Below are 26,383 nucleotides of genomic sequence, written 5' to 3' on the forward strand. Positions count from 1 at the left end.
TCGGATGGGGAAGATTAGCCCAATCGGCCCCACGCCAGCGCAGGCCGCGACGTGCTGGGGTGAGCCGGTGGACGCCGCGCGGATCGCCGAGCTGTTCGACCTGGGTGCCCGGCCCGTGTTCTCCGCGGAGGCGGTCGCGACGGGCAGGCTGGGGGCCGTCCGGCTGCTGGAGACGGCCGACGGCCGGTGGGCGGTGAAGACCCCGACCGGGCGGTGGGACCTCGACGACGTCGGCCGGACCTCCGCGTTCCAGGAGGCCGCCCAGGCACACGGGGTGGCCGCACCGCGGATCCGCCGCACCGTCGACGGCGCGGTCGTCGCGGTCCTCGACGGCCGGCAGGTGCGCGTCCACGAGTGGCTCGACCTGGCCCCGCCCGATCCCCTGGCCGATCCGGCGCAGGTCGGGACCGTCCTCGGGCGGTTGCACACCGTGCCGGCCGGCGATCCCGGGGACCGGCAGCCCTGGTACGAGCACCCGGTCGGGCCCGCAGGGTGGGACGGGCTCGTCGTCGACCTGCAGGCCGCCGGCGCCCCGTTCGCCGGCGCGCTGGCGGCACTGCGCGACGAGCTCGTCGCGCTGGAGTCGTGGCTCGGGCCGCCGACCACGCTGCGCCTCTGCCACCGCGACCTCTGGGCCGACAACCTGCGCCGCGGCCCGGACGGGCAGCTCCACGTCATCGACTGGGACAACAGCGGCGCCGCCGACCCCGCCGAGGAACTGGCCATGGTGCTGTTCGAGTACGGGCGGACCGACCCGGCCCGGGCACGCGCGCTCGTCGACGCCTACGAGGCCGCCGGCGGACCGGGCCGGATCCGCGGACCGCGCCAGTTCGGCATGCTCGTCGCGATCCTCGGCCACATCATCGAGCTGGCCGGCCGGAACTGGCTCGCGGCCGCACCGGGTTCCCCGGAGCAGGCCGACGCGGAGGCCTGGATCCGCGAGTCGCTCGACGACCCGCACACCCGGGCCCGGCTGCACGAGCTGATCGGCGTCGCCGGGCGACCGTCATGACGGGGCGGGACGCGCCGCGCGCTGCTCCTCCGTGTCGTCGAGGGCGTCCCCGAGCAGGGTGATGTCCCGAGCGCGGGTCTCCGGTGTGACGTGCAGGGTCAGCAGTGTGATCACGGAGAGGACCGCGACGAAGATCGCGAGCGGCACCGGCGAGTTGTCGAACCAGCCCAGGAGCAGCGCGCCGACGAGCGGCCCGAACCCGCCGCCGAGCACGGCGCTGACCTCCCGGGCGGTCGCCACGCCGATGTACCGGTGGCGGGCGCCGAACAGCTCCGGCAGCAGCGGGCACTGCCCGCCGAGCATGACGCTCACGCCGATGCCGTAGCTGACCGTCACGACGGCGACCGTCGCGACCGGGTTGCCGAGCGAGAGCAGCCACCACGCGAACGGCGCGAAGACCAGCTGGAAGATCGCGCCCGCCCGGTAGACCGGCAACCGGCCGTACCGGTCGGAGATCCGGCCCGCGATCGGCACCACGACGAGACCGAGCGCAGCCCCGAACGCTACGGCGAGCGGCCCGATCGAGGACTGCACGCCGAGCGTGGTGACGTACGTGATCGACAGCGTCTGGTAGATGTACGAGCCGCCGACCTCGGCCATCCGCACGCCGATGCCGCGCAGCACCGTCGGCCGCGACTGCCGCATCAGCTCCTGGAACGGCCGCTCCGCGACCTGCTCGTGCTTCTCCAGGTCCGCGAACGCCGGGCTCTCCCGCATCCGCAGCCGGATGTACACCGCGACCGCCAGCAGGATCACCGACGCCAGGAACGGCACCCGCCACGCCCAGCCGAGCAGCGTCTCCTGGTCAAGGGTGCCGAGCACGGCGAACACCGCGGACGCCAGCAGGGCGCCGGCGAAGATGCCGACGAACGGCAGCCCGGAGTAGTAGCCGCGGCGCCGCACCGGCGCGTACTCGGCCATCAACGTCGTGGCGCCCGCCTGCTCGGCTCCCGCCCCGAAGCCCTGCGCGAACCGCAGCACCACCAGCAGCACCGGCGCCCAGAACCCCACCTGCGCACCCGTCGGCAGGACGCCGATCAGCGTGCTGGCGCCGCCCATCAGCGCGATGGTCACCATCAGCACCCACTTGCGGCCCAAGCGGTCGCCGAGCGTCCCGAAGAACAGCCCGCCGACCGGCCGCGCGACGAAGCCGACGGCGAGCGTGGCGAGGCTCGCCACCACCCCGGCGGCCGGGCCGAGCGCGGGGAAGAACACCTTCCCGAAGATCAGCGCGGACGCGAGCGTGTAGAGCGTGAAGTCGTAGTACTCCAGCGTGCTGCCGACCGATGCGGCGAGCGCCGCGCGCCGCAGGTGCCCGGTGTACTGCGGGTCGTCGGCATCGGGGCCGGGTGGGTACTGGTAGGTCGACCGTTCCTGAGGAAACACTGCGCTCCCTTCGACGGGCCCACCTTCTCGCGCTTGCGCCAGGTCCGCCGGATCAACGGGCGGCGGCGGCCACGATCTCGACCCGGTCGGCGTGGTCGCGGTGCAGCGCGACCAGCCGCTCCACCGTCGCCTCGTCCCGCGCCACGTCGGCGGCACCGGCCCACTCCATCTGCTCGAGGAGTGGCGGGCACGAGCCGTGTTCCGGGGCGAACCGGCCGCGGTGGAACACCGCGTCGCCGACGTGCAGCAGCTCGTCGACTCCGCTGAGCGGGCGGACGCCGGGCATCCCGAACCACTCGTCCCCGCCGGTCGGCTCCAGCACCCAGTCCGGGCCGTGCTCCCACTGCTTCGCCGCGTAGCGGGCGGCCAGCTCGGGGGGTCGGTGGCTGCTGCATCGCCGCGTACCCGTCCGCGGAGACGTGCACGGCGGCGTGCGGGAAGTCGCGCAGCCCGCCGGCGTCGTCGCAGTCGAGGTGCGTGAGCACGATGTGCCGGACGTCGGACGGCGCGAAGCCCAGCGCCTCCACCTGCGCGATCGCGGTCTCGGCCAGCAGCAAATCCGGCAGCAGGCTCTGCCGCACCATCGGGTGCAGCGTCTCCTCCGGCCGCGTCACGACGCCGGCGCCGGTTCCAAGAAGTACGGTTCCGGGATGCGGATGCTGCACCTCGGGCTGCGGGTCTCCGACCTGGAGCGATCGCTGGCCTTCTACCGCGCGCTCGGCTACGCCGTGGTGGGCACGGTCCCCGAGACCGGGTTCGGCAGCCTCACCATGCTGCAACTGCCCGACGACCCTTTCGTCAGCCTCGAGCTGGTGCACGACCCGGCCCGCCCGGTCACCGACACCGGCGCGGTCAACCACCTCGTCGTGCAGACCGACGACCTCGACGCCACGCTCGCCGACCTCGCAGCCGCGGGCCTCGACACCGAGCCGCCGGCGGACCCGGGCCCCGGCATCCGCACGTCGTGGCTCACCGATCCCGACGGCTACCGCATCGAGCTCGTCCAGTGGCCGACCGGCCACGCGGCCGGCATGACCGCGGCCGACTTCGCCTGAGCCCTACGGTGGCCCGCATGGATCTGGAGTTCAGCGCCGAGCTGTTCGAGTGGCGCGGGCCCGCCCCCTTCTACTGGCTCGCCCTCCCCGAGGACGGCTGCGAGCTGGTCCGCGCCGAAGCCGCGCAGGCCTCCTACGGGTGGGGCGCCATCCCCGTGCGTGCCCGGATCGGCGCGACCGAGTGGGAAACCTCGCTGCTCCCCAAGGACGGCGGCTACGTGCTGCCCGTCAAGGTGGCCGTGCGGCGGGCCGAGCAGGTCGAGCCGGGCGACACCGTCGGCGTCGGCATGTCCGTCGCGCCCCGCGGCGGCCGGCAGGCGAACGGGCAGGGCCCCACCGTCTGATCGGGTTCACCGCAAGATCCCTGCTAGCCTTGCCGCCCCCGCACGGAGATGGGTCCATGACAGGCAAACGCGTCACCATCCGGGACGTCGCCAGGTCGGCCGGGGTGTCCTACCAGACGGTGTCGCGGGCGCTGAACGACAAGGGCGAGATCGACAGCGGCACCAAGCAGCGCGTCCTCGAGACCGCGCGCGAGCTGGGCTTCCGGCCCAGCCGGTTCGCCCGCGGGCTGGTGCGGCAGGACACCACGTCGATCGGGCTGGTGATCCCCGACCTGCTCAACCCGTTCTTCACCGAGCTCGCCTCCGCCGCGCTGGCCGCCGCCCGGCTGCGCGGCTGGCACGTCCTCGTCTACGACACCGCCGACGACCCCGACCAGGAGCTGGGCACGCTGCGCGTCATCGGCTCGCAGGTCGACGCCATCGTCGGCTACCTCGCCGCGCCCGCGGCCGTCGTGGACCAGCACACGGCCGGGCTGCCGGTGGTCTACGTCGAGCGCGACCACTCGGGACCGTCGTTCGGCGCCATCCGCATCGACGGCGAGGTCGGGCTGCGCGCCGCCGTCGCACACCTGGTGGAGGGCGGGCGCCGGCACATCGCGATGGTCGACCACGACCGCCCGGAGCCCAGCGCGCGCCGGAAGTGGTTCGACGCCGCCATGGCCGAGCACGGCCTGACCGGGCGCGTCGTGGGCGCGCACCAGTCGTTCGACGGCGGCCGTGAGGCCCTCGACGCCCTGCTCGCCGACGGCACGGCGCTGGACGCCGTGATCGGCTACAACGACGTCATCGCCATCGGCGCGCTGCGCAGGGCGCGGGCGCTCGGCCGCTCGGTGCCCGACGACCTGGCCGTCGTCGGGCACGACGGGCTGGCGCTGGGCGAGCTGGTGGAGCCGCCGCTCACCACCGTCCGCATCGACACGCGCCGCCTCGGCGGCACGGCGATCGACCAGGCGGCCCGGCTGCTGGCCGGGGAACAGCCGGAGGTCGTCACGATCCCCGGAGAGCTGCTGCTGCGCGGCTCGGCCTGACCTTGACATCCTCGCGGGGCCGACCGAGACTCGCCGAGAGCGTTCACGTGACCGTTCACGGGGATGCCTGGTCCACGACGTAGTGAAAGGCTGACCACGTGCACTACTTGGAGGACCTGTCCCCCGGCCTCGGCGCGTTGCCCCCGCGGGCCGCGTTCGTCTCGGACGCGCCGCGGATCGACCTCGGCGGCGACTGGACGTTCCACCTCTCCCCCTCCGTCGCGGCCGCGCCGGCCGGGATCGAGGACCCGGACTTCGACGACTCCGGCTGGGACACCCTGCCGGTGCCGTCGAACTGGCAGATGCACGGGCACGGCCGCCCCGCGTACACCAACGTCGTCTACCCGTTCCCGATCGACCCGCCGCACGTGCCCAGCGAGAACCCGACCGGCGACCACCGCCGGACGTTCGACCTGCCGGACAGCTGGCCGGGCGGGCGGACGGTGCTGCGCTTCGACGGCATCGACTCCTGCGGCCGGGTCTGGCTCAACGGCGTCGAGCTGGGCATCACTCGCGGCAGCCGGCTGCCCACCGAGTTCGACGTGAGCGAGGTGCTGCGCCCCGGCCGCAACGTGCTGGTCGTGCGCGTGCACCAGTGGTCGGCGGGCAGCTACCTCGAGGACCAGGACATGTGGTGGCTCTCGGGGATCTTCCGGGCGGTCACCCTCATCGCGCAGCCCGCCGGCGGCATCGTGGACTACTGGCTGCGCGCCGACTACGACCACCGCACCGGCACCGGGACGATCCGCGTCGAGACGGATGCGGACGCCCGCCTGTCCGTGCCGGAGCTGGGCATCGAGGACCGGCCCGTCACCGGGCCGATCGAGGCCGGCTCCGTCACGCCGTGGAGCGCGGAGACCCCGCGGCTCTACGAGGGCACGCTCGCCACCGACAGCGAGCGGGTGTCGGTGCGGATCGGGTTCCGCACCGTTGCGATCGTCGACGGCATCCTCACCGTCAACGGCCGGCGGATCATGATCAAGGGCGTCAACCGGCACGAGTTCCACCCCGACCTCGGCCGCGCCGTCCCGCTGGAGACCGCGCGCACGGATCTGCTCCTCATGAAGCAGCACAACGTGAACGCCGTCCGCACCAGCCACTACCCGCCCGACCCGGCGTTCCTCGAACTGTGCGACGAGCTGGGCTTCTGGGTCATCGACGAGTGCGACCTGGAGACCCACGGCTTCCAGCTGATCGACTGGGCGGGCAACCCGACCGGTGAGCCGCAGTGGCGCGACGCGCTCCTCGACCGGATGCAGCGCATGGTGGAGCGCGACAAGAACCGGCCCAGCGTGATCATGTGGTCGCTCGGCAACGAGGCGCACACCGGCGCCAACCTCGCCGCCATGGCCGACTGGGCCCGTGGCCGCGACGTGAGCCGCCCGATCCACTACGAGGGCGACCACGCCTGCGAGTACGTGGACGTCTACAGCCGGATGTACGCCTCCGTCGACGAGGTCGACGAGATCGGCCGCGAGCAGACCACGCGACCGTTCGTGCTGTGCGAGTACGCGCACGCGATGGGCAACGGGCCCGGCGGGCTGATGGAGTACCGGGAGCTGTTCGAGCGGTACCCGCACTGCCAGGGCGGGTTCATCTGGGAGTGGCTCGACCACGGCATCCGGCAGCGAACGGCGGACGGCCGCGAGTTCTTCGCCTACGGCGGCGACTTCGGCGAGCCCATCCACGACGGGAACTTCGTCGTCGACGGCCTGGTGTTCCCCGACCGCACCCCGTCGCCGGGGCTCGTGGAGTTCGCGAAGGTGATCGAGCCCGTGCGCATCACGGGTTCGCGTGCCGGCCTGACCGTCACGAACATGCAGGACTTCGCCGGGCTGGACGCGTTCACGTTCACGTGGGTGCTGGAGGAGGAGGGCCTCGAGGTCGCCGGCGGCGAGCTGGCGGTGCCGGAGGTGCCGGCCGGCGCGTCCGTCGACCTGCCGCTGCCGGAGCTGCCGCCCACCGACCACGAGACCTGGCTGACCGTGCGGGCCGCGCTGGCGAAGGACGCACCGTGGGCGCCTGCCGGGCACGTCGTGGCGTGGGGCCAGCTGGAGGTGCTGCCCGCGCCGGCCCGGGTGATCGAGCCGCGCCCGATCGACGCGGCCGAGTTCGACCTCGACGGCACGCTCGTCGAGCTGAGCGGGCTCGCCCTGAGCGGCCCGCGGCTGGACCTGTGGCGGGCCCCGACCGACAACGACCAGCCGTCCGACGAGCCGGCGTGGCGCGCGCTGGGGCTGCACCGCCTGCAGCACCGCGTCATCGACGTGACCCGCGGCGCGTCCGAGGTGGTCGTCCGCACCCGGGTGGCGCCGCCCGCGCTGGCGCTCGGCATGGGCGTCACCTACCGGTGGACCGGCACCGCCGACCCCGGCGCGCTGCACCTGCGCGTAGAGATCGTCCCGGACGGCGACTGGTCGACCGTGCTGCCGCGCCTCGGGCTGCGCATGGCGTTGCCCGCCCAGCTCGACCGCGTCGAGTGGTTCGGCCGCGGCCCCGGCGAGGCGTACGCCGACTCCCGCCAGGCCGCCCGCGTCGGCCGGTTCGCCGCGACCGTCGACGAGCTGCAGACCCCGTACGTCCGCCCCCAGGAGAACGGCAACCGCGCCGAGGTGCGCTGGGCCACCATCACCGACGCCGGCGGACACGGCATCCGCATCGACGGCACCCCCACCATCGACCTCACGGCCCGCCGCTGGACCACCGAGGAACTCGACGCGGCCCAGCACACCACCGACCTCGTGCCGGGCCCGTTCGTCCACGTCAACCTCGACCTGGCGCAGAACGGTGTGGGCACCGCGGCCTGCGGCCCGGGGGTGCTGCCGGCGTACCAGCTGCACGCCGCCCCCGCGGTGCTGGAGGTGACACTGCGGCGGATCTGACCGCTCGTTCTCGGGGCTCCGCCCCGAACCCCGACCCTCCTCTGGTGGAGCGGGAACGAGCGGGTCGGCTCCACCGCCGATCGGTCGCCCTGACGGGATGCCACAGCCCCGGCCCGACCGCAAACGATGAAGCGTGTTTGCGGCCGGACCGGCGCTGCGGCGTTGCTGCGCACGCCCGATCGACGGTGGAGCCTCAGACCGTGCGCTGGGCACAGTGGTGCCGTGCTCATGCCTGGGCCCAGAGGTCGGTCATCCACGGTGGCGGGATGAACTCCGGTTTCCCGGACGACATGTCTATTCGCCACTCGGTCGAATGGACTTGATCATGATGTTGGCAACACAACATGACCAAGTTGTCCAAGGCGGTGGCGCCGCCGTGCTGCCACTCGATCACATGATGGACCTCGCACCAGGATGGTGGTCGATCACAGCCGGGGTGGGCGCAGCCGTGGTCGCGCAGGGCGACCGCCCGCCGCAACCAGGTGGGGACCAGCCGGTGGGTGCGGCCGACATCGAGGGGTTGGCTGTCGCCGTCGAGCACGACCGGGACGAGGTGGGCATCGCACAGCAGCCGCCGCAACTGCCCGGGAGTCAACTGTCCCCCGGTGTCCAGCATCGCCGCCCGCGCGCGGTCTTCCAGATCGTCGAGCCGGATCGTGACGATGACCCGGGGCCGTTCTCCCCCGACCTCACCGGAGGCGCCGTGGTCGAGGGCGAACCCACAGATCTCCGCCAACGCCGCCGCATTGCGCTCGGCCGCAGTGGTGCCGCGGTTGTCCGGGGTCGGTCGGGTGCGGGCCTCGATCGCGGTACGGATCGCCGCGAACGCCAGCGGATCCTCGAACTGGCCCCGCAGCCACCCGCTGCCATCAGCGTTGGCGCCCATCTGCAGTTCGTTGCGGCCGGGCCGCTCATCCGGCTCCGGCCCATCCACGTCGGCCGCCGCGAGCAGCTCCAGCCCCGTCACACGCACTTCGTGCGGTGTGAAGCTGCGGGCCGCCTCACCGAGGCTGGCCTCAATCGCGATCCGATCGGCCAGGCTGATCCGGGCGGCGGGGCGGGAGTTCATCAGCGCGGCGATGGCATCGACGTGCCGCAGGGTGGCCGCACCATCGGCGAACGCGGCCGCGGTCGCGGGCAGCACCGGCTCCAACGGGGCACCGTCCAACGCGACCCGGGGCCCAACGTGTTCGGCGACGGTCACGTGCCGGCGGGCGGTGTCGTGATCCCAGCCGAGCAGATCCTTGAGCCCCGCGACGGTGGTGCGGTAGCCCTTCTCCGCCAACACACCATCGCGTTCGACCGCCGCGATCGCGGCGACCTTGGCCCGATCAACCTGCCGCGACACACCTTCCAGAACGAGGAGTGCGGCGAGGTGGTCGGGGCTGCCGGAGATGGCCGTGAACGCCTGCTCGATCAGGCTCACGGCCTGTGCGAGCGGGTTCTCGGTCATGCCCCAATGATACCCGAACACAGGTTCGAACGGAGACCGATTATCGCAGGTCAAGTGCCGTTTGGCGCGTGCAATGAAGGTGCCTGAAAAGGCTCCACCGTCGGTCGGGCGTGCAATGCAAGGCCGCGCCGGTGGTCGGGCGGCAAACACGCGTTTCGTTTGCCACCCGAGCACCGGTGTGGCATCCCGAAGGGCGACCGAGCGACGGTGGAGCCGGCAAGCTCCACCGGAGGGAGGCGCCGGGGCCCGGGGCAGAGCCCCGGAAACCGCAACCCCCGAGAACCCACTACCGCCGCAGACGCAACCGGTCGACAAGACTTCGACCTCCCTCGAACCGTCGTGGCTTGACATGGGCCCTCTGGCACTCTCCGGGCATGCGGAAATCGTCGTGGCCCGAGGTGCAGTCGTTGATCGAAGAAGCGCCGTACCCAGTGACGGTGCTGCCCACCGACGCGGCCCGGGGCGCGGACCAGCTGGCGCGGCTCGGTCTGGGCACGTGGTCGTGGCTCGCGGCGGTCGTGCAGAACTCGGGAGGGCTGCTGGTCGACCACGGTTGGCTGCGGGTGCTGGGGGCGGGCACCGCGGAGCTGCCCGGTGTGGCGGACGTGGCCGAGCCCGGGGGTGGGCGGCTCACCGTCGCCTACGACGTGCTGGGCGGCCGGTTCGACTGGATGGAGAACGACGAGGGGGCGCCCACGATCCGCTACTTCGGCCCGGAGGACCTGATCTGGGACGACCTCGGCGCGGGCTACGGCGACTGGCTGGAGTCGGTGCTGCGTGGCGGGCTGACGACGTTCTACTCCGCGGTGCGGTGGCCGGGGTGGGAGCAGGAGGTGGCTGCCGTACCGCTCGACAAGGGCATCCACACGTGGCCGCCGCCGTGGAGCACCGAAGGCGCGGACCTGTCGGCCGTGTCGCGCCGGGCCATCTCGTTCGCCGAGCTCGTCTCGTTCCACGAGGAGATGGCCCGCCAGCTCGACGGGCAGCGCTGAGCGCGTCAGCCCACCCGACCCGTGGACGCCCGCACCACGAGTTCGGGCGCGAACACCACCTGCCGGTGCAGGTGGCCGGCCGCTCCGCTCGACTCGGCGAGCAGCAGCTCGACGGCCGTGCGTCCGAGCAGGTGCCGGGGCTGGCTCACCGACGTGAGGGGCACGGCGGCGGCCTCGGCGAACTCGATGTCGTCGTAGCCGACGATGGCGAGGTCGTCGGGGACGGCCATGCCCATGCGGACCATCTGCTGCAGCAGGCCGAGCGCGAGCAGGTCGTTGGCGCAGAACGCGGCCGTGGGGCGGCGGGAGGCGGGCAGGCCCACCAGGCGCTCTCCCGCGCGGCGGCCCTCGGCGACGTTGAGCGCTGCCGTCTCGAGCAGTGTCGGCTCGGGCGCGCCGGCGGCGGCGAGCGCGCGCCGGGCGCCGGCCCAGCGGTCGGCGACCTGACCGATGGAGACGGGGCCGCCGACCAGCGCGATCCGTTCGTGGCCGCGTTCGAGCAGGTGCTCGACGGCGAGCTCGCCGCCGGCGACGTCGTCGACGGTGACGGAGCAGCGGTCGGGGCCGCCGGCGCGGTCCACGACGACGACGGGGATGCCGCGCTTCTCCAGCCGGTCGAGGCGCTCCTCGGGCTGGTCGACGGGAGTGATCAGCACGCCCTCCACGCGCTGCTGCTCGAGCAGGTCGAGGTAGGCGTCCTGGCGCTTGGGGTCCTCGCCACTGTTGCAGAGGAACACCGCGCGCCCCGCGGCCTCGGCGACCTCCTCCATCCCGCGGGCGACGTCGGTGAAGAACGGGTTGCCGGCGTCGAGCACGACGAAGGCGAGGGTGCGGCTGCGGCCGGAGCGCAGCTGGCGCGCCGACTCGTTGCGCACGAACCCGAGCGCCTCGATCGCGTCGAGCACCCGTTGCCGGGTGCGCTCCGACACCTGGTCGGGCTTGTTCAGCGCGTTGGAGACGGTGCCGAGCGACACCCCCGCCCGCGCCGCGACGTCCTTCATGCTCGGCGCACTGGCCACGACCGGCCCCCCTCCCACTCCGACGGCGAGGCGGAACCGCCGGCTGTTGACGCCCGTCGTGTCGCCATCGTAGCGTCCCCCGCACCTGAATGAAACGTTCCAACGTCGGAGCCGCCCCGTGCCGTCACCCGTCCGGTTCGATCACCTGATCCCCACGACCGCACCGGTGGTGCTCCCGGAGCCCGCGCCGCGGCTGTCGTGGCAGCTGCCCGACGGCGCGCAGGAGGCCGCCGAGGTCGAGCTGACCGTCGGCGACACGACCACCACCCGGCACCTCGACGGGCCGGACCAGGTCCTCGTCGACTGGCCCTTCGCTCCCCTGGCGCCCCGCACCCACGGAACGGTGCGGGTGCGCGTCCGCAGCGCCGGGGAGTGGTCGGCGTGGTCGGAGCCCGCCGCCTTCGAGACTCCGCTGCAGGACTGGCAGGCCCGGTTCGTCGCTCCCCGCACCGACGCCGGGTCCGCCCCCGTCCTGCACGGGCGGATCGACCTGCCCGCCGCTGCTCGGCGGGCGCGCCTGCACATCACGTCGCTCGGCGTCCACGTCGCGACGATCGGTGGGCAGCGGGTCGGCGACCACCACCTCGACCCCGGCTGGACGACGTACCCGGCCCGCCTGCGCTACCGCACCCACGACGTCACCGCCCTGCTCCACCCCGGTGGGAACGACGTGGAGATCCTGCTCGGCAACGGCTGGTACCGCGGCCGGCTGGGCTGGCAGGGCGGGCGGGCGTTCTACGGCGACCGGCTGGCCGCGCTCGCGCAGCTGGAGGTCGAGTGCGTCGACGGCTCCACGCACGTCCTCGCCACCGGCCCGGACTGGACGCACCGCGCCAGCACCGTGCTCGCCGACGACCTCTACGACGGCCAGGACACCGACCTGCGCGGCCCCTCCGACACCACACCGCGGCCCGTCGACGTCCTGGACGAGGACCTGTCCCGGCTGGTGCCGGCCGCGAGCGCGCCGATCCGGGCCGTCGCCGTCGTGCCGGCGGTGGCGATCACGCGGTCGCCGTCCGGGAAGCAGCTGGTCGACTTCGGCGAGAACGTCGTCGGCTGGACGCGCCTGCGCGTGCGCGGCGCCGCGGGCGAGCGGGTGACCGTGCGGCACGCCGAGGTGCTGGAGGACGGCGAGCTGGGTGTGCGGCCGCTGCGCTCGGCGAAGGCGACCGACACCTACCTGCTCGCGGGCACGGGCGAGGAGGTGTGCGAGCCGTCGCTCACCTTCCACGGCTTCCGCTACGCCGAGGTCGCGGGCGGCGAGCTGGTCTCCGCCGAGGCCGTGGTGCTCTCGTCGGACCTGCCGCAGACCGGCTGGTTCTCCTGCTCGGAGCCGGACGTGGAGACGCTGCACGAGAACGTCCGGCGCGGGATGCGCGGCAACTTCCTCGACGTCCCCACCGACTGCCCGCAGCGCGACGAGCGCCTCGGCTGGACCGGCGACATCCAGGTCTTCTCCCCCACCGCGACGTTCCTGGCCGACTCGGCGGCGTTCCTCACCTCGTGGCTGCGCGATCTCGCCGCCGAGCAACAGCCCGATGGGTCGGTGCCGTTCGTGGTGCCCGACGTCCTGCGCACGCCGTCGCCGTCGGCCGCCGCCTGGGGCGATGCCGCGACGGTCGTGCCGTGGGTCCTGTACGAGCGCTACGGCGACGCACGGGTGCTGGCCGAGCAGTTCCCCAGCATGCGGGCGTGGGTCGACCACCAGCTCGACCTCGCCGGCGACGACCTGCTGTGGGAGGGCGGGTTCCAGTTCGGCGACTGGCTCGATCCCGCGGCGCCGCCCGACGAGCCGTTCGCCGCCCGGGTGGACGCCGACGTGGTCGCGACCGCGCACCTCGTGCGGTCGGCCCGGATCGTCGCCGACGCGGCCGCGGTGCTCGGCCGCGCCGACGACCCCGCGCACTACGGCGGGATCGCCGACCGCGCACGGGCCGCGTTCACGGCCGCCTACGTCACCCCGGACGGCCGGATGACCAGCGACGCCCCGACCGCGTACGCGATGGCGCTCTGCTGGGACCTCGTCACCGACGAGCGGCAGCGCGCCGGAGCGGGGCGGCGGCTGGCCGACCTCGTGCGGTTCGGCGGCTTCCGCATCGCGACCGGGTTCGTCGGCACCCCGCTGATCTGCGACGCGCTCACCCGCGCCGGCCACGTCGACCTCGCGTACCGGCTGCTGCTGGAGCGCGGCTGCCCGTCGTGGCTCTACCCGGTCACGATGGGCGCCACCACGGTCTGGGAACGCTGGGACTCGATGCTGCCCGACGGCTCGATCAACCCCGGCGAGATGACGTCGTTCAACCACTACGCCCTGGGCGCGGTCGCGGACTGGCTGCACCGCACGGTCGCCGGGCTCGGCCCCGCTGCTCCGGGCTACCGCGAGATCCGGGTCGCGCCGCAGCCCGGTGGCGGGCTCACCCACGCCGCGGCCCGGCACGTCACCCCGTACGGGCCCGCCGCCGTGTCGTGGACGCGCGCGGACGGCCGGCTCGCCGTCGAGGTCACGGTGCCGCCGGGCACGGTCGCGCACCTGGAGCTGCCCGGCGCAGCGTCGGAGACGGTCGGTGCCGGCCGGCACCGCCGGGAGGTCGCCGACCCGGTCCGCCCACCCGCCACCATCCGCACGGTGCGGGACGCGCTGGACGACGCGGGGATCTGGTCGGCGTGGGTGACCGCGGCCGCGGCGGACGGGCTCGTCGCCGACGGGGCAGCGCTCGCCCAGCGGCTGGCCCGCCACCTCGACGAGCCCGTCACCGTCCTTCCGGCCCTGCTCGGGTGGGACGGCCGGGACGTCAAGGGGACGGGTCAGCGGCTGGTGGAGCTGGCGACGCGGTAGCAGGTGGCGGCGGCCGGTGCCGCCTGCAGGCCGGGACGCCGCCATCGGGCTGTCCGCCACCACCGCATCAGGCGCTCGCCGCGGGACAGCTCCGTGACGACCGGTGCGTCGGGCCGCGCCGAGTCCAGACCGGCGCGCCGGCCCCACTCCTCGATCTGCACGCGGAACAGCGGGTGGGTGTACTCCGGCAGTGGGTTGCGCGATCGACTCATGCGAGCAACGGTAAGCACGATCGGCCTGGTGATACGGTCCAATCTCGTGGCAGGATCCCAGACCAAGTTGCCCTGGGACGTCCTCCTCGACCTGAAGCCCGACGCCGGCGGACCGCTGCACGAACGCCTCACCGCGGCCCTGCGCAGCGCGATCAACCGGCGGGAGCTCGCCGTCGGGGACCTGCTGCCGCCCAGCCGGACGCTGGCCCGGGAGCTGGGCTGTTCCCGGTGGGCGGTGACGGAGGCCTTCGGCCAGCTGGTCGCCGAGGGCTACCTGGAGGCACGAACCGGGGCCGGGACGCGCGTCCGGTGGGCCGCCGGCGAGTCGGCGCCCGACCACCCAACCGAAGCGACCCGCCGCGAGCCGGCCCCGCGCTTCGACCTCACGCCCGGCCTGCCCGACCTGCGGGCGTTCCCCCGGCGGCACTGGGCCGCTGCGATCGCGACCCAGTCGGAGTCGGTCGCGTTCACCGAGTTCGGCTACCCGGACCCGAACGGGCACCCCCGGCTGCGCGAGCTGCTCGCCACCTACCTGCGGCGGGCCCGTCACGTCGACGCCAAGGCCGACGACGTGACGATCTGCACCAGCGTCACCGACGGCGTCCGACGGCTGTGCCAGGTCCTCCAGGACGACGGCATCACCGCGATCGGGTGCGAGGAACCCGGCTGGACGCGCCTGCGGACGGTCATCCAGCAGACCGGCATGCAGACCGTCCCGATCGCGACCGACACCGACGGGATGCGGACGGACGAGCTGGCCGCGCACCCGGAACTGCGCGCGGTGCTGGTCACCCCTGCCCACCAGTTCCCGCGCGGCACGGTCCTGTCGCCGCAGCGCCGCGCCGCGCTGCTGGGCTGGGCCCGGAGCGTTGACGGGCTCGTCGTCGAGGACGACTACGACGCGGAGTTCCGCTACGACCGCAGGCCCGTGGCGACCCTGCAGGGCATGGATCCGTCACGGGTCGCGCTGGTCAAGTCCGTGAGCAAGACGTTGTCGCCCGCGCTGGGGATCGGCTGGATGGTCACCCCGCACCGCTGGACGACGCGGCTGCGCGCCGCGCCGGGGACGCCCGCCCTCCCACCGCTCCTCGACCAGCTCGCGCTCGCCGACCTGGTGGAGCACGGCATCTACGACCGCCACCTGCGCCAACTCCGGCTGCGCTACCGCGCCCGGCGGGACGTCCTCGTCGACGAGCTGGGCCGCCTGTTTCCCGGCTACGCGGTGTCGGGGATCGCCGCCGGTCTGCACCTCGTGCTCGACCTGCCCGATGCCGTCGACAGCGCGGCGGTCGTCCGGGCCGCCGCAGCGGCGTCGCTGCGGCTGGTGGACCTGCGGGCCTACCACCACGACGCGCGCCACGCGGCGAACGGGCTGGTGCTCGGGTACGGGAACATCACCGACTCCGCAGCCGTCGAGGCGGCGCGGCTCCTGCACGACGTGCTGCGCTACTGAGGCAGGTCGCGCAGGAACCTGGTCGACGTTCCGGTCTGGTCGGCGTAGCCGCGGCGCTTGTAGAAGCTGTGCGCGTCGTGGCGGCGGTCTGCGCTGGTGACCTCCACCCGGATGCACCCGTGGCCGGCGGCGAACTCCTCGGCGGCCTCGACGAGCCGGGCGCCGACGCCCTGCCGGCGGGCCCGGTCCGCCACGACGAGGGCGGTGATGCGGGCCCAGGCGCCGTCGCGTTCGAAGAACGGGCAGATCTGGACCGCGATGACGCCGAGCACGTCGCCGTCGGCGTCGGCAACCAGGACCGCGCGGGTCGGATCGTCGACCCAGCTCCGTATCCGCTCCGCCGTCGTCGACCGGCCGCCGCCGGGATAGCCGAGCTGGACGAGCAGCTCGTTGACGGCGTCGGTGTCGGCGATGCGGGCCGAGCGGATCTCCATCCGCCGAACGTACGTCAGTGGCGGCGCAGGACCACCGGTCCGAAGAGTCCGGTGCGCACCTGGCCCGCGTACACGCCCTGCGTGGGCGAGGCGTCGTCGAGGTAGCCGGCCAGGGTGCCGCGCACGACGACCTCGACGGTGTTGGCGCCGGGCCGCAGCAGCTCCGTCACCTCCGCCCGCCACGGCCCCCACACGCGGGTCTCGGCGAGCGTCCCGTTGACGACGACGTCGGCGGTGCCGCGCACGTCGCCCAGGTCCAGCACGAAGCGGCCGTCGACGCCGTCGACGTGCAGCGACGTGCGGTAGGTGACGCTGCCGCCCAGGTTGCGCAGGCCCAGCTCCGCCCAGCTCGCCAGCGGCACCTCCGCCTCGGCGACCTCCACCTGCACCGGCCCGGAGAGCAGGGCGCCACCGCGGCGGCCGTCGACGGCCTGTACCTCCAGCACCACCTCGGTGCCCGCAGCGGCTGGCGAAGGGAGCCGCAGCACGCCGTCGACGACCTTCACCTCCTCGCCGCCCACCGTCGCGACGACGTCGAGGTCGGTCGGCACGGTGAGTGCAGTGGTGCCGGGCGGGGCGGTGAACCGCAGGAACTCGGTGCGGGGACCGCCGGGCGCGAGATCCGGCACGAGTGGGACGACGACGTCACCGGGATCGGCCGCCGGGTCGAGCCAGCCCGCCGTGGGCAGCGGGTGCGGACGGGCGCGGGCGCAGTGGAACCGCGGGTCGTGGCGGAACGCCGGCTCCAGCTCCGCGCCCCAGCCGGGGCCGCTGACCAGCTCCGGCAGGTCGCAGTCCACGGTCGCGGTGGCGCCGTCACCGAGCCGCAGGGTCAGCACGTTCTCGCCCGCCGGCGGCGCCAGCTCGTAGGCCTGGCCGACGGTGAACCGCTGGTCCGGGTACGGGCTGAAGTCGCCCTGACGGCCGATCTCGACGCCGTTGAGCAGCACCGCGCACGCCCCGTCGGACGCGACGTGCACGACGACGGGCTCGCCGGTGACGGAGAAGGTGCGGGAGAGCTCCCGGCCGCGCAGCTGCTCCGGCCGCCGGAACGCGGCCACATCGGTGATCACGGCGAACCCGGCCCGCAGCACGCCGTCCCGGAGCGGGCGGAACTCGATCTCCAGCAGGACGGTGCCGCTGACGGCGAGCGGGGTGAACGTCTGGTGGCCGGTGCCCTCCGCCGGCTGCTCCACGCCGTCGAGCAGGACGCGCCGCGGCGCGCTCGCCCCGACGGCCAGGGTCAACCCCTCCCGCGCGGGCAGCGTGAGGTGCGTCCGCAGTAGGATGGTCTCGCCGGCCCGGACGGGCCGGACGTCGACGAACTCCTCCGGCACCTGCCCCTTCGGGCCGAGGGTCTCGGTGTGCAGCGGGTCGTCGCGGATGCCGCGGGAGAGCGACCACTCCGCCTGCTCGGCCACCCCGTCCCGGATGATCTCGGCGAACGGCCCGAAGGACGCCGTGACGGGCGCCCACCCGGCGTCGGTCCGGTGCTCGAAGCGCCACACCTCGATCGGCAGGATCCCGGGGCGGTTCGCGGCGGCGAGGTCGCCGCGGGAGTTGTCGAGGGTGGACTCGGCGCGAGCCGTCCAGGGCCCGTCGAGGACCGTCTCGGCGGCGACCGGGCCGAGGGGTTCCGCCGTGGCGTCGGGCAGGTCCGCGCCCAGCACGACCAGCGCGATCGCGCCGTCGTCGAAGGGCACGTCGAACGCCCAGCCGTTCCCGTCGGCGCGGACGGCCAGCTCGGTGCGGGTGCCGCGGCCGGGCGCCCAGCTCTGCGCGCGGGGTGCTGCGATCCCCTCGACGTGCACGTGCGCGACCCGGTCGCGCGGCGGGCGGAACGTGTAGCCGGTGTCGCGCAGCACCTCGTTGTAGCGCTCGAAGCTGAACCAGCCGTCGTCGAGCCAGTACCCGTCGCCGACGTCCGCGGCGCCCATCATCGGGGCGGCGGTGCCGGTCTCGTCGTCGTGCGCGGTGAGGGCGAGCACGTGCGTGTCGCCGTGGCGGCGCAGCAGGAACGGCGCGTCGGCGCGCACCCCCACCGGGCCGGCGAGGATCGCGGCGGGCACGTCCTCCGCCGTCGGCACGACCACGGCCGCGGCGGCGAACCGCTCCGCGAGCCCTGTGGAGTCGCCGGCCGGGAACTCGGTCGGCACCTTCCCGACGCAGATCAGCCGGCCGCCGGCGGCCGCGAGGTCGAGGAGCCGGGCGGCGCAGTCGGCCCGCAGCGCGTCGACGCCCGGGACCACCACGGTGTGGAAGGCGGCAGCCCCCACGCGCAGGGTGGAGCCCTCGATCTCGCCACGTGCGAGGGTGGCCTCGTCCAGCGCGTCGTGGTCGATGCCCGCGCGTTCGAGCGCGCCGCGGCGCTCGGCGAACCACGTGCCGACCCCGTTGAGCGCGAGGAACGCCTCCCCGGCGCGGCGGGCCGCCGGCATCGTGCCCTCGGGCCCGGTGTGCGCCTGCACCTGCGTGGTCGGCGACACCACGGCCACGTCGACGACGTGCGTGCCGGCGGTCAGCACCGAGCAGAGCCGGGCGATGGCGCCGGCGAACACCGGGTATGCGGGCCAGTACGGCTGCCGCCAGCACGTCGACGGCGGCGCCCACTCCCACCAGCCGCCGACCGTCGAGTAGTAGACGGCGTGCGGGTCGTAGAGGTTGGCGCCGCGGCGCAGGAACGGCGCGAGCCAGTCGTAGGTCTCCTCGAGCGTGCCGCCCCAGCCGGACGAGTGGAACGCCTCGATCCACACGCGCTCGTGGCCGTTCGCGTGGGCGAGTGAGCTGTGCACCTTGGCGTCGCCCCAGTGGTCGCTGCCCGGGGCGCCGTAGCCCGTGTGCAGGCCGAGGTAGTCGCCGTAGGTGGCGACGCCGCCGTGCGGCGAGCCCTCGCGCGACGGGCTGGCCTGGTCGAACCCGCAGATCAGGCCGCGGTCGCGGAACCACGCGTCGTGGGCGTCCATGAAGCCGCGGCGGGCGAGGGTGGCGCGGTGCTCCTGGTAGTCGCGGCGCACCCGCGCCCCGGCCGGCCCCTCCTCGAACAGCGCCCACGGCTCGTCGAGCACGCCGTAGCCGTAGGTGGCGCGGAAGGTGTCGGCGAAGTCCGGACCCCACGTCGGCATCGGCGGCAGCTCGTCCTGGAAGAAGCCGTCGATGGACGTGCCGAACCACTGCCCGAGGCCGGCCTCCAGCCGCCCGTGCACCTCGGCGAGCAGGGCCTGGCCGGCGCTCGGGTTGAAGTAGTCGAAGCCTGCCGGCACGGCGTGCACCAGCACGCGCCGGGCCGGCCCGGCCGGCCACCGGGCCTGCCCGTCCACGATCGGAACGGCCACCGGAGCCCCGTCGTCGGGCACCGCGTAGGCGGCGAGCGCGTCGGGGACGTGCTCCTCGGTGCGCCGCAGCGCCCACCCCTCGAAGGACGGCTCGCGGGCGATCAGCCGACCCTGGAAGTTGGCCCCGGAGAAGCCGATCTGGTCGTAGAGCCACAGCGTGAAGCCCAGCTCCGCCGCGTCGGCGCACGCCCCGTCGAACAGCGCGATCCACTCGTCGGAGAGGAACGGCGGGTCGTCGGCGACGGCGCCGAACGTCGGCCCGGTCGGGGCGAGGCAGAGCACCACGGCCTGCCGCACCCCGCCGGCGATCAGCTGCTGCATCTGCTCGCGCAGCCGTTCCCGGGTGACCCGCGCCCCGGACCACCACCAGATCGGCAGCGGTCCGAAGCGCGGCTCGGGGCCGGTGAAGCGGGCGAGCAGATCGGCAGCCGACACGAGCGTCAGGCCGCCCGCTCGCGCTCGATCTGGGCGAGCGACTTGCCGGCCGTGTTCGGCATCCACGCGTAGCCGACGATGCCGCTGACCAGCAGGAACGCCGTGAGCAGCGCGGCGAGCGGGCCGATCGACACCGCGGCCAGGAGCGGCACGAAGAAGCTCCAGAAGCCCAGCACCACGCGCGCCACGCCGAACGTGACGCCCTGGGCGGTGGTGCGCAGGCGGGTCGGGAACAGCTCCTGGCTGACCAGCTTGTAGGTCGGTTCGCCGGCCAGGTTGGCGCCGACGGCGAAGAGCACGATGTTCGCGATCACCACCGGGATCGTGAACGGCAGCACGAGGTACAGCACGAACGCGAGCACCTGCATGGCCGAGCCGACGGCCCACATCAGTCGCCGCGTCTCGTGGCTGGCGTCGGCCAGGCGCATGAAGACGAACACGACGACCACGATGCCGATCACGAATCCGGCGCAGGACAGGGCGATGCTGGCGGCCTGGGTACCTGCACCCAACGTCTCGATGATGTAGGGCATGAAGATGCCACCTGTGCCGGCGGCCAAGCCCCAGAACGTGTAGATCGTGCAGGTCCAGACCATCGCCGCCAGGTTGGGGCCGGAGAACAGCTCGCGTACGGACGCCCGTGCCGTGGCGCCGGTCTCCGCGGCCGCCTTCCAGGTGGCGGACTCGGCGATGCCCTGCCGCAGCGCCCAGGTGACGATCGCGGCGACGAACAGCGACAGGAACACGATCCGTGAGCCCCACAGCCCCAGCGGTGTCAGCACCAGGGCGAGCAGCAGCACGACGACCGGGCCGAGGCTCCACGCCACCTGCGTCAGGCCGATCAGCTTGCCGCGGCGCTTCGACGGGGCCAGCTCGCCGACGAGCGCGAGCGAGGTGGGCACGTCGGCACCGACGGCGACACCGACGATGAACGTGCCGACGAACAGCATCGTCGGTTCGACGGCGAAGGCGATGAGCAGGATGCCGAGCGCGTAGACCAGCAGGTCCCACTTGTAGATCCGCTTGCGCCCGAGCTTGTCGCCGAGGCGGCCGCCGGCGATCGACCCGAGCGCGCAGCCGATCGCGTTGGGGCCGATCGCGGTGAGCACGCCGATGGCGCCGGCACCGAGGCCGAACGCGGCCTGGAAGGCGGTGAGCGCGGCGCCGAGGGCGACGATCGAGCCGGCGTCGAGGTAGGACGCCATCGCACCGAGGATCGAGACCCGCCACTGCTCACGGGTGATCGTGCTCTCCGACGCGTCAGGTGGCGTCTCGGCTTCCTGGGAGGTCACGGTGACTCCTTCGTCGTCGTGGGGTGCCACGGGTCACGAATTGAAACGTATTAGTGGCCGGGACAGTAGCCACGGCGAAGATTGAACACAAGGGTCAGCCGAGACGGTTGACGGCCGACCCCGCCACCCCTACCGTCATGAAAGGTTTCAATCGACGTTGAGGGGGCCGGATGCCGCGGTACTGCTTCCTGCTGCGGGTGCGGCCCGACCGGCTCGAGGAGTACCGCGCCCGGCACGCCGCCGTGTGGCCGGAGATGCTCGCCGCACTGCGCGACACGGGGTGGCGCAACTACTCCCTGCACCTCGCGCCCGACGGCCTGCTCGTCGGGTACGTGGAGGCCGACGACCTGGACGCTGCACGGGCCGCGATGGCCGCGACCGAGGTGGACGCGCGGTGGCAGACATCGATGGCCCCGTACTTCGCAGACGCCCGCATGCAGGTGCTCGACGAGGTCTTCCACCTGGAGGACCAGCTCACAGCTCTGGAGGACCGAAGGTGAACGAAGCCGTGCGCGCGGCCCTGCGCGGGCAGCGGATCGAGACGCCCTCGTGGGCCTACGCCAACTCGGGCACCCGCTTCAAGGTGTTCGCGCAGGCCGGCGTGCCCCGCGACCCGTTCGAGAAGATCGCCGACGCGGCCGTGGTGCACCGGCTGACCGGCGTCGCCCCCACGGTTGCGCTGCACATCCCGTGGGACCGCGTCGACGACTACGCGAAGCTGGCCGAGCACGCGCGTGACGAGGGCGTGGGCATCGGCGCGATCAACGCCAACGTCTTCCAGGACGACGACTACAAGCTCGGCTCGGTCTGCCACCCCGACCCGCGGGTGCGCCGCAAGGCCACCGACCACCTGCTGGAGTGCGTCGACATCATGGACGCCACCGGCAGCCGCGACCTCAAGCTGTGGTTCGCCGACGGCACCAACTACCCCGGCCAGGACTCGATCCGCGCGCGGCAGGACCGCCTGGCCGCGGCGCTGGCCGAGGTCTACGCGCGGCTGGGCGACGACCAGCGGATGCTGCTGGAGTACAAGCTGTTCGAGCCGGCGTTCTACACCACCGACGTGCCGGACTGGGGCACGTCGTACGCGCACTGCATCGAGCTGGGTGAGAAGGCGACGGTGTGCATCGACACCGGCCACCACGCCCCCGGCACCAACATCGAGTTCATCGTGGCGTTCCTGCTGCGGGCCGGGAAGCTGGGCGCGTTCGACTTCAACTCCCGCTTCTACGCCGACGACGACCTGATGGTCGGTGCCGCGGACCCGTTCCAGCTGTTCCGGATCATGTTCGAGATCGTCTCGGCGGACGCGTTGAAGCCGGAGGCGGGGATCGCGTTCATGCTCGACCAGTGCCACAACATCGAGGCGAAGATCCCCGCGATCATCCGCTCGGTGCTCAACGTGCAGGAGGCCACGGCCAAGGCGCTGCTGGTGGACACCGAGGCGCTGACCGCCGCGCAGCAGGCCGGTGACGTGCTGGCCGCCAACGCCGCGCTGATGGACGCGTTCGCCACCGATGTCCGCCCGCTGCTGGCCGAGCTGCGGACGGAGCAGGGGCTCGATCCCGATCCCGTGGCCGCATACCAACGGTCGGGCTACCAGGAGCGCATCGTGGCCGAGCGGGTCGGTGGGACGCAGGCGGGGTGGGGCGCGTGAGCGAGCTTGCGAGCGAACCATCGGTACAGCGTCCGGTCGAAGAGCTGATCGCGCGCAGCAACCGGCTGGGCGCCGACCCGACGACCACGAACTACGCCGGCGGCAACACCTCCGCCAAGGGCACCGACACGGATCCCGTCACGGGTGAGCCGGTCGAGCTGGTGTGGGTGAAGGGCTCCGGCGGCGACCTGGGCACCTTGACCGAGGCCGGGCTCGCCGTGCTGCGCCGCGACCGGCTGCAGGCGCTCACCCGCACCTACCCTGGTGTCGAGCGCGAGGACGAGATGGTCGCCGCGTTCGACTACTGCCTGCACGGCAAGGGCGGCGCGGCCCCGTCGATCGACACGGCCATGCACGGGCTGGTCGACGCCCCGCACGTCGACCACCTGCACCCCGACGCCGGCATCGCGATCGCCTGCGCCGCCGACGGCGAGGCGCTCACCAAGGAGATCTTCGGCGAGAAGGTGCTGTGGGTGCCGTGGCGGCGCCCCGGCTTCCAGCTGGGCCTGGACATCGCGGCCGTGGCCGCGGCGAACCCGCAGGCCATCGGCGTGATCCTGGGCGGGCACGGCATCACCGCGTGGGGCCGCACGTCCGACGAGTGCGAGGCGCGCTCGCTGGAGATCATCCGCACCGCGCAGCGCTACCTCGACGAGCGCGGCGTCGCGGAACCGTTCGGCCCCGTCCGCGAGGGGTACAGGGCACTCCCCGAGGAGCAGCGGCGGGCGCGAGCGGGCGCACTCGCGCCCGTCGTGCGGGGGCTGGCGTCCACCGACCGCCCGCAGGTCGGCCACTTCGACGACGACGCCGAGGTGCTCGACTTCTGCTCGCGGGAGAAGCTCGCGCACCTGGCCGCGCTGGGCACGTCCTGCCCGGACCACTTCCTGCGCACGAAGGTCGCGCCGCTGGTGCTCGACCTGCCCGCCACCGCGTCGCTCGACGAGCAAGTGGCGCGGCTGCGCGAGCTGCACGCGGAGTACCGGGAGTCCTACCGCGCCTACTACGAGCGGCACGCCACCCCCGACTCCCCCGCCATGCGCGGCGCAGACCCGGCGATCGTGCTCGTGCCGGGCGTCGGCATGTTCTCGTTCGGCGCCGACAAGCAGACCGCGCGCGTGGCGGGCGAGTTCTACCGCAACGCGATCCGCGTGATGCGCGGCGCGGAGGCGGTGTCGACCTACGCGCCGATCCCCGAGTCGGAGAAGTTCCGCATCGAGTACTGGGCCCTGGAGGAGGCGAAGCTCGCGCGCCGGCCGAAGCCCAAGCCGCTCGCCACCCGGATCGCGCTGGTCACCGGCGGCGGCTCGGGCATCGGCCGGGCGATCGCGCAGCGCCTCGCCGCCGAGGGCGCGTGTGTGGTCGTCGCCGACCGGGACGGTGAAGCGGCCGCCCGGGTGGCCGCGGAGCTGGGCTCGACCGACGTCGCCGTGCCCGTCACGGTGGACGTGACGGACGCCGACGCCGTCGCCGCAGCCGTGGACGCGGCAGCGCTCGCGTTCGGTGGTGTCGACCTCGTCGTCAACAATGCCGGCCTGTCGATCTCCAAGCCGCTGCTGGAGACCACCGACGACGACTGGGACGTGCAGCACCGCGTGATGGCGCGCGGCTCGTTCCTGGTGGCCCGGGCCGCGGCGAAGGCGATGGTCGCGCAGGGCATGGGCGGCGACATCGTCTACATCGCGTCCAAGAACGGGGTGTTCGCCGGCCCCAACAACGTCGCCTACGGGGCGGCGAAGGCCGACCAGGCCCACCAGGTGCGGCTGCTGGCCGCCGAGCTGGGCGAGCACGGCATCCGCGTCAACGGCGTCAACCCGGACGGGGTGGTGCGCGGCTCGGGCATCTTCGCCGGAGGCTGGGGCGCGCAGCGCGCCGCCGTCTACGGTGTCGCCGAGGAGGACCTGGGCGCGTTCTACGCCCAGCGCACCCTCCTCAAGCGCGAGGTGCTCCCCGAGCACGTGGCGGCCGCGGTGTTCGTGCTGACGGGCGGCGAGCTGTCGCACACCACCGGCCTGCACATCCCGGTCGACGCCGGGGTGGCCGCCGCGTTCCTGCGTTGAGAGGGAGTCATCGATGACCGCTGTCCTCCCCGGTGCCGCGCTCACCCGCGTCGAGACCCGGCGAACCAAGGTCGGCCTGGTGGCCGGCGGGCTCGGCGCCTACTGGCCCCAGTTCCCCGACCTCCTCCCGCAGCTGCAGCGCTCGGCCGCCCGCGTCGCGGAGCGGCTGGGGGCCATCGGCGAGATCGACCTCGTGGACGTCGGGTTCATCTCCGACGCGCAGGAGGGCGCGGCCGCTGCCGAGCGGCTGCGCGCCGCAGGCTGCGACCTGATCATCGGGTTCCTCACCACGTACATGACGTCGTCGATGCTGGTGCCGGTGGCGCAGCGCAGCGACGCGCCGGTGCTGCTGATCAACCTGCAGCCGACCGAGAAGATGGACCACGCCACGTTCGACACGGGCGCGTGGCTCGCCTACTGCGGCGCCTGCCCGCTGCCGGAGATGGCCAACGCGTTCCGCCGGGCCGGGGTGGAGTTCCGCAGCGTCTCCGGCTACCTGGAGGACGAGCGGGCGTGGGCGCGGATCGCGCGGTGGGTGCGCGCCGCCGGGGTGCGGGCGGGCCTGCGGCACGGCCGGCACGGCCTGCTGGGGCACCTCTACCCCGGCATGCTGGACGTCGCCACCGACCTGACCAGCGTGTCGGCGCAGCTCGGGGGGCACGTCGAGGTGCTCGAGATCGACGACCTGCGGGTGCGCGTCGAGCGGGTCACCGACACCGAGGTCGAGCAGCGGATGGCGCTGGCGCGCGAGGTCTTCGAGATCGACGACACCGTCGTCGACGAGGACTTCGCGTGGGGCGCCAAGGTGTCCGTGGGGCTGGATCGGCTCGTCGAGGACTTCGCGCTCGACTCGCTCGCCTACTACCACCGCGGCCTCGACGGCGAGCAGCACGAGCGGCTCGGCGCCGGGTTCATCCTCGGCGCCTCCCTGCTCACCGCCCGCGGCATTCCCGCCGCCGGCGAGTACGAGCTGCGCAACTCGCTGGCCATGCTGGTGATGGACCGGCTCGGTGCGGGCGGCTCCTTCACCGAGCTGCAGGCGCTCAACTTCGACGACGGCGTCGTCGAGATGGGCCACGACGGGCCCGCGCACCTCGCGATCTCCGCGCGCCGACCGCTGCTGCGCGGGCTGGGGGTCTACCACGGCAAGCGCGGCTGGGGCGTGTCCGTCGAGTTCGACGTGCAGCCCGGGCCGGTGACGCTGCTCGGCCTCGGCCAGGAGCCGGACGGGCGGTTCGTCATGGTCGCGTCCGAGGGCACGGTGGTGCCGGGGCCGCTGCTGCGGATCGGCAACACCACGTCACGCGTCGACTTCGGGTGCGACCCCGGCGAGTGGACCGACGCGTGGAGCGCGTCCGGGGTCAACCACCACTGGGCGCTCGGCACCGGGCACCGCGCCGCTGAACTGCGGTGCGTCGCGGAGCTGGTGGGGTGCGAGTTCCGCGAGGTCAGAGTTCCGTGACCACCGTTGCCGCGGTCGACCTCGGCGCGTCCAGCGGACGGG

20 protein-coding genes are annotated in these 26,383 nt (G+C 73.6%); 12 read left to right on the forward strand and 8 right to left on the reverse strand.

All coding sequences use genetic code 11. The features are described 5' to 3' along the window. Positions 1 to 67 precede the first annotated feature (67 nt). Positions 68 to 1,012 (forward strand): phosphotransferase, encoded by a 945-nt coding sequence (locus tag ACQEVB_RS31455; RefSeq protein ID WP_432979307.1) that lies wholly within the window; start codon positions 68 to 70, stop codon positions 1,010 to 1,012. On the opposite strand, the gene ACQEVB_RS31460 is transcribed toward ACQEVB_RS31455, so the two are convergent. Together ACQEVB_RS31460 and ACQEVB_RS31465 are read right to left on the reverse strand one after the other, a co-directional pair. Next, positions 1,007 to 2,398 (reverse strand): MFS transporter, encoded by a 1,392-nt coding sequence (locus ACQEVB_RS31460; protein ID WP_432979310.1) that lies wholly within the window; start codon positions 2,396 to 2,398, stop codon positions 1,007 to 1,009. The genes ACQEVB_RS31455 and ACQEVB_RS31460 overlap by 6 nt on opposite strands. Before the next feature lie 52 nt (positions 2,399 to 2,450). Next, the gene (locus tag ACQEVB_RS31465; protein WP_432979313.1) at positions 2,451 to 2,720 is read right to left on the reverse strand and encodes a hypothetical protein; all 270 of its coding nucleotides are present in this window, start codon (positions 2,718 to 2,720) and stop codon (positions 2,451 to 2,453) included. A 328-nt stretch (positions 2,721 to 3,048) separates the two neighbouring features. On the opposite strand from ACQEVB_RS31465, the gene ACQEVB_RS31470 reads away from it, so the two are divergent. The 4 genes from ACQEVB_RS31470 to ACQEVB_RS31485 all read left to right on the forward strand — a co-directional run bounded on the left by ACQEVB_RS31470 (position 3,049) and on the right by ACQEVB_RS31485 (position 7,707). Next, positions 3,049 to 3,453 carry a VOC family protein gene (locus ACQEVB_RS31470; protein ID WP_432979316.1) on the forward strand — a complete coding sequence of 135 codons (405 nt, stop codon included), beginning with the start codon at positions 3,049 to 3,051 and terminating at the stop codon, positions 3,451 to 3,453. 17 nt (positions 3,454 to 3,470) lie between these two features. Next, positions 3,471 to 3,797: a DUF1905 domain-containing protein gene (locus ACQEVB_RS31475; RefSeq protein ID WP_432979319.1), complete on the forward strand. Its 327-nt coding sequence runs from the start codon at positions 3,471 to 3,473 to the stop codon at positions 3,795 to 3,797. Positions 3,798 to 3,853: 56 nt separating this feature from the next. Beyond that, positions 3,854 to 4,825: a LacI family DNA-binding transcriptional regulator gene (locus tag ACQEVB_RS31480; protein ID WP_432979322.1), complete on the forward strand. Its 972-nt coding sequence runs from the start codon at positions 3,854 to 3,856 to the stop codon at positions 4,823 to 4,825. A gap of 98 nt (positions 4,826 to 4,923) precedes the next feature. Beyond that, complete coding sequence (locus ACQEVB_RS31485) at positions 4,924 to 7,707, forward strand: glycoside hydrolase family 2 TIM barrel-domain containing protein (protein ID WP_432979325.1); 2,784 nt, start codon at positions 4,924 to 4,926, stop codon at positions 7,705 to 7,707. 226 nt (positions 7,708 to 7,933) lie between these two features. Here the strand turns inward: ACQEVB_RS31485 and ACQEVB_RS31490 are convergent, their stop codons facing one another. Further along, complete coding sequence (locus ACQEVB_RS31490) at positions 7,934 to 9,133, reverse strand: DUF222 domain-containing protein (protein WP_432979328.1); 1,200 nt, start codon at positions 9,131 to 9,133, stop codon at positions 7,934 to 7,936. 401 nt (positions 9,134 to 9,534) lie between these two features. Between ACQEVB_RS31490 and ACQEVB_RS31495 the strand changes: the two genes are divergently transcribed. Then, positions 9,535 to 10,152, forward strand: coding sequence for a DUF2625 family protein (locus ACQEVB_RS31495; protein WP_432979331.1), 618 nt, complete (start codon positions 9,535 to 9,537; stop codon positions 10,150 to 10,152). A 5-nt stretch (positions 10,153 to 10,157) separates the two neighbouring features. Here ACQEVB_RS31495 and ACQEVB_RS31500 read toward each other — a convergent pair whose 3' ends face one another. After that, complete coding sequence (locus ACQEVB_RS31500; protein ID WP_432980680.1) at positions 10,158 to 11,153, reverse strand: LacI family DNA-binding transcriptional regulator; 996 nt, start codon at positions 11,151 to 11,153, stop codon at positions 10,158 to 10,160. Positions 11,154 to 11,289: 136 nt separating this feature from the next. On the opposite strand from ACQEVB_RS31500, the gene ACQEVB_RS31505 reads away from it, so the two are divergent. Then, the gene (locus ACQEVB_RS31505) at positions 11,290 to 14,007 is read left to right on the forward strand and encodes a family 78 glycoside hydrolase catalytic domain (protein ID WP_432979334.1); all 2,718 of its coding nucleotides are present in this window, start codon (positions 11,290 to 11,292) and stop codon (positions 14,005 to 14,007) included. Here the strand turns inward: ACQEVB_RS31505 and ACQEVB_RS31510 are convergent. Beyond that, the gene (locus ACQEVB_RS31510; RefSeq protein ID WP_432979337.1) at positions 13,977 to 14,219 is read right to left on the reverse strand and encodes a hypothetical protein; all 243 of its coding nucleotides are present in this window, start codon (positions 14,217 to 14,219) and stop codon (positions 13,977 to 13,979) included. The two genes, ACQEVB_RS31505 and ACQEVB_RS31510, sit on opposite strands and share 31 nt — an antisense overlap. Before the next feature lie 46 nt (positions 14,220 to 14,265). On the opposite strand from ACQEVB_RS31510, the gene ACQEVB_RS31515 reads away from it, so the two are divergent. Then, positions 14,266 to 15,672, forward strand: a complete 1,407-nt coding sequence (locus ACQEVB_RS31515) for a PLP-dependent aminotransferase family protein (protein WP_432979340.1) — start codon at positions 14,266 to 14,268, stop codon at positions 15,670 to 15,672. Here the strand turns inward: ACQEVB_RS31515 and ACQEVB_RS31520 are convergent. From ACQEVB_RS31520 to ACQEVB_RS31530, 3 genes are read right to left on the reverse strand one after another with little or no spacing between them, the layout of a single operon-like run. Then, positions 15,666 to 16,106 (reverse strand): GNAT family N-acetyltransferase, encoded by a 441-nt coding sequence (locus ACQEVB_RS31520; protein ID WP_432979343.1) that lies wholly within the window; start codon positions 16,104 to 16,106, stop codon positions 15,666 to 15,668. The genes ACQEVB_RS31515 and ACQEVB_RS31520 overlap by 7 nt on opposite strands. A 14-nt stretch (positions 16,107 to 16,120) precedes the next feature. Further along, on the reverse strand, positions 16,121 to 19,873 hold the full coding sequence (locus ACQEVB_RS31525; protein ID WP_432979346.1) for a hypothetical protein: 3,753 nt from the start codon (positions 19,871 to 19,873) through the stop codon (positions 16,121 to 16,123). Between the two features lie 5 nt (positions 19,874 to 19,878). Beyond that, a complete protein-coding gene (locus ACQEVB_RS31530) occupies positions 19,879 to 21,165 on the reverse strand; it encodes an MFS transporter (protein ID WP_432979349.1) in 1,287 nt (428 codons plus the stop codon). Positions 21,166 to 21,335: 170 nt separating this feature from the next. Between ACQEVB_RS31530 and ACQEVB_RS31535 the strand changes: the two genes are divergently transcribed. From ACQEVB_RS31535 to ACQEVB_RS31550, 4 genes are read left to right on the forward strand one after another with little or no spacing between them, the layout of a single operon-like run. Beyond that, positions 21,336 to 21,665, forward strand: coding sequence for an L-rhamnose mutarotase (locus tag ACQEVB_RS31535; RefSeq protein ID WP_432979352.1), 330 nt, complete (start codon positions 21,336 to 21,338; stop codon positions 21,663 to 21,665). Beyond that, the gene (rhaI, locus tag ACQEVB_RS31540) at positions 21,662 to 22,822 is read left to right on the forward strand and encodes an L-rhamnose isomerase (RefSeq protein WP_432979355.1); all 1,161 of its coding nucleotides are present in this window, start codon (positions 21,662 to 21,664) and stop codon (positions 22,820 to 22,822) included. The genes ACQEVB_RS31535 and rhaI overlap by 4 nt, the downstream gene beginning before the upstream one ends. Then, entirely contained in the window at positions 22,819 to 24,879 is a 2,061-nt protein-coding gene (locus ACQEVB_RS31545; RefSeq protein WP_432979358.1) for a bifunctional aldolase/short-chain dehydrogenase, read from the forward strand. The genes rhaI and ACQEVB_RS31545 overlap by 4 nt, the downstream gene beginning before the upstream one ends. A gap of 13 nt (positions 24,880 to 24,892) precedes the next feature. Continuing rightward, on the forward strand, positions 24,893 to 26,341 hold the full coding sequence (locus ACQEVB_RS31550; RefSeq protein ID WP_432979361.1) for an arabinose isomerase: 1,449 nt from the start codon (positions 24,893 to 24,895) through the stop codon (positions 26,339 to 26,341). Positions 26,342 to 26,383: the final 42 nt, after the last annotated feature.

This window comes from Pseudonocardia sp. CA-107938, assembly GCF_050936315.1.
GTDB lineage: Bacteria > Actinomycetota > Actinomycetes > Mycobacteriales > Pseudonocardiaceae > Pseudonocardia.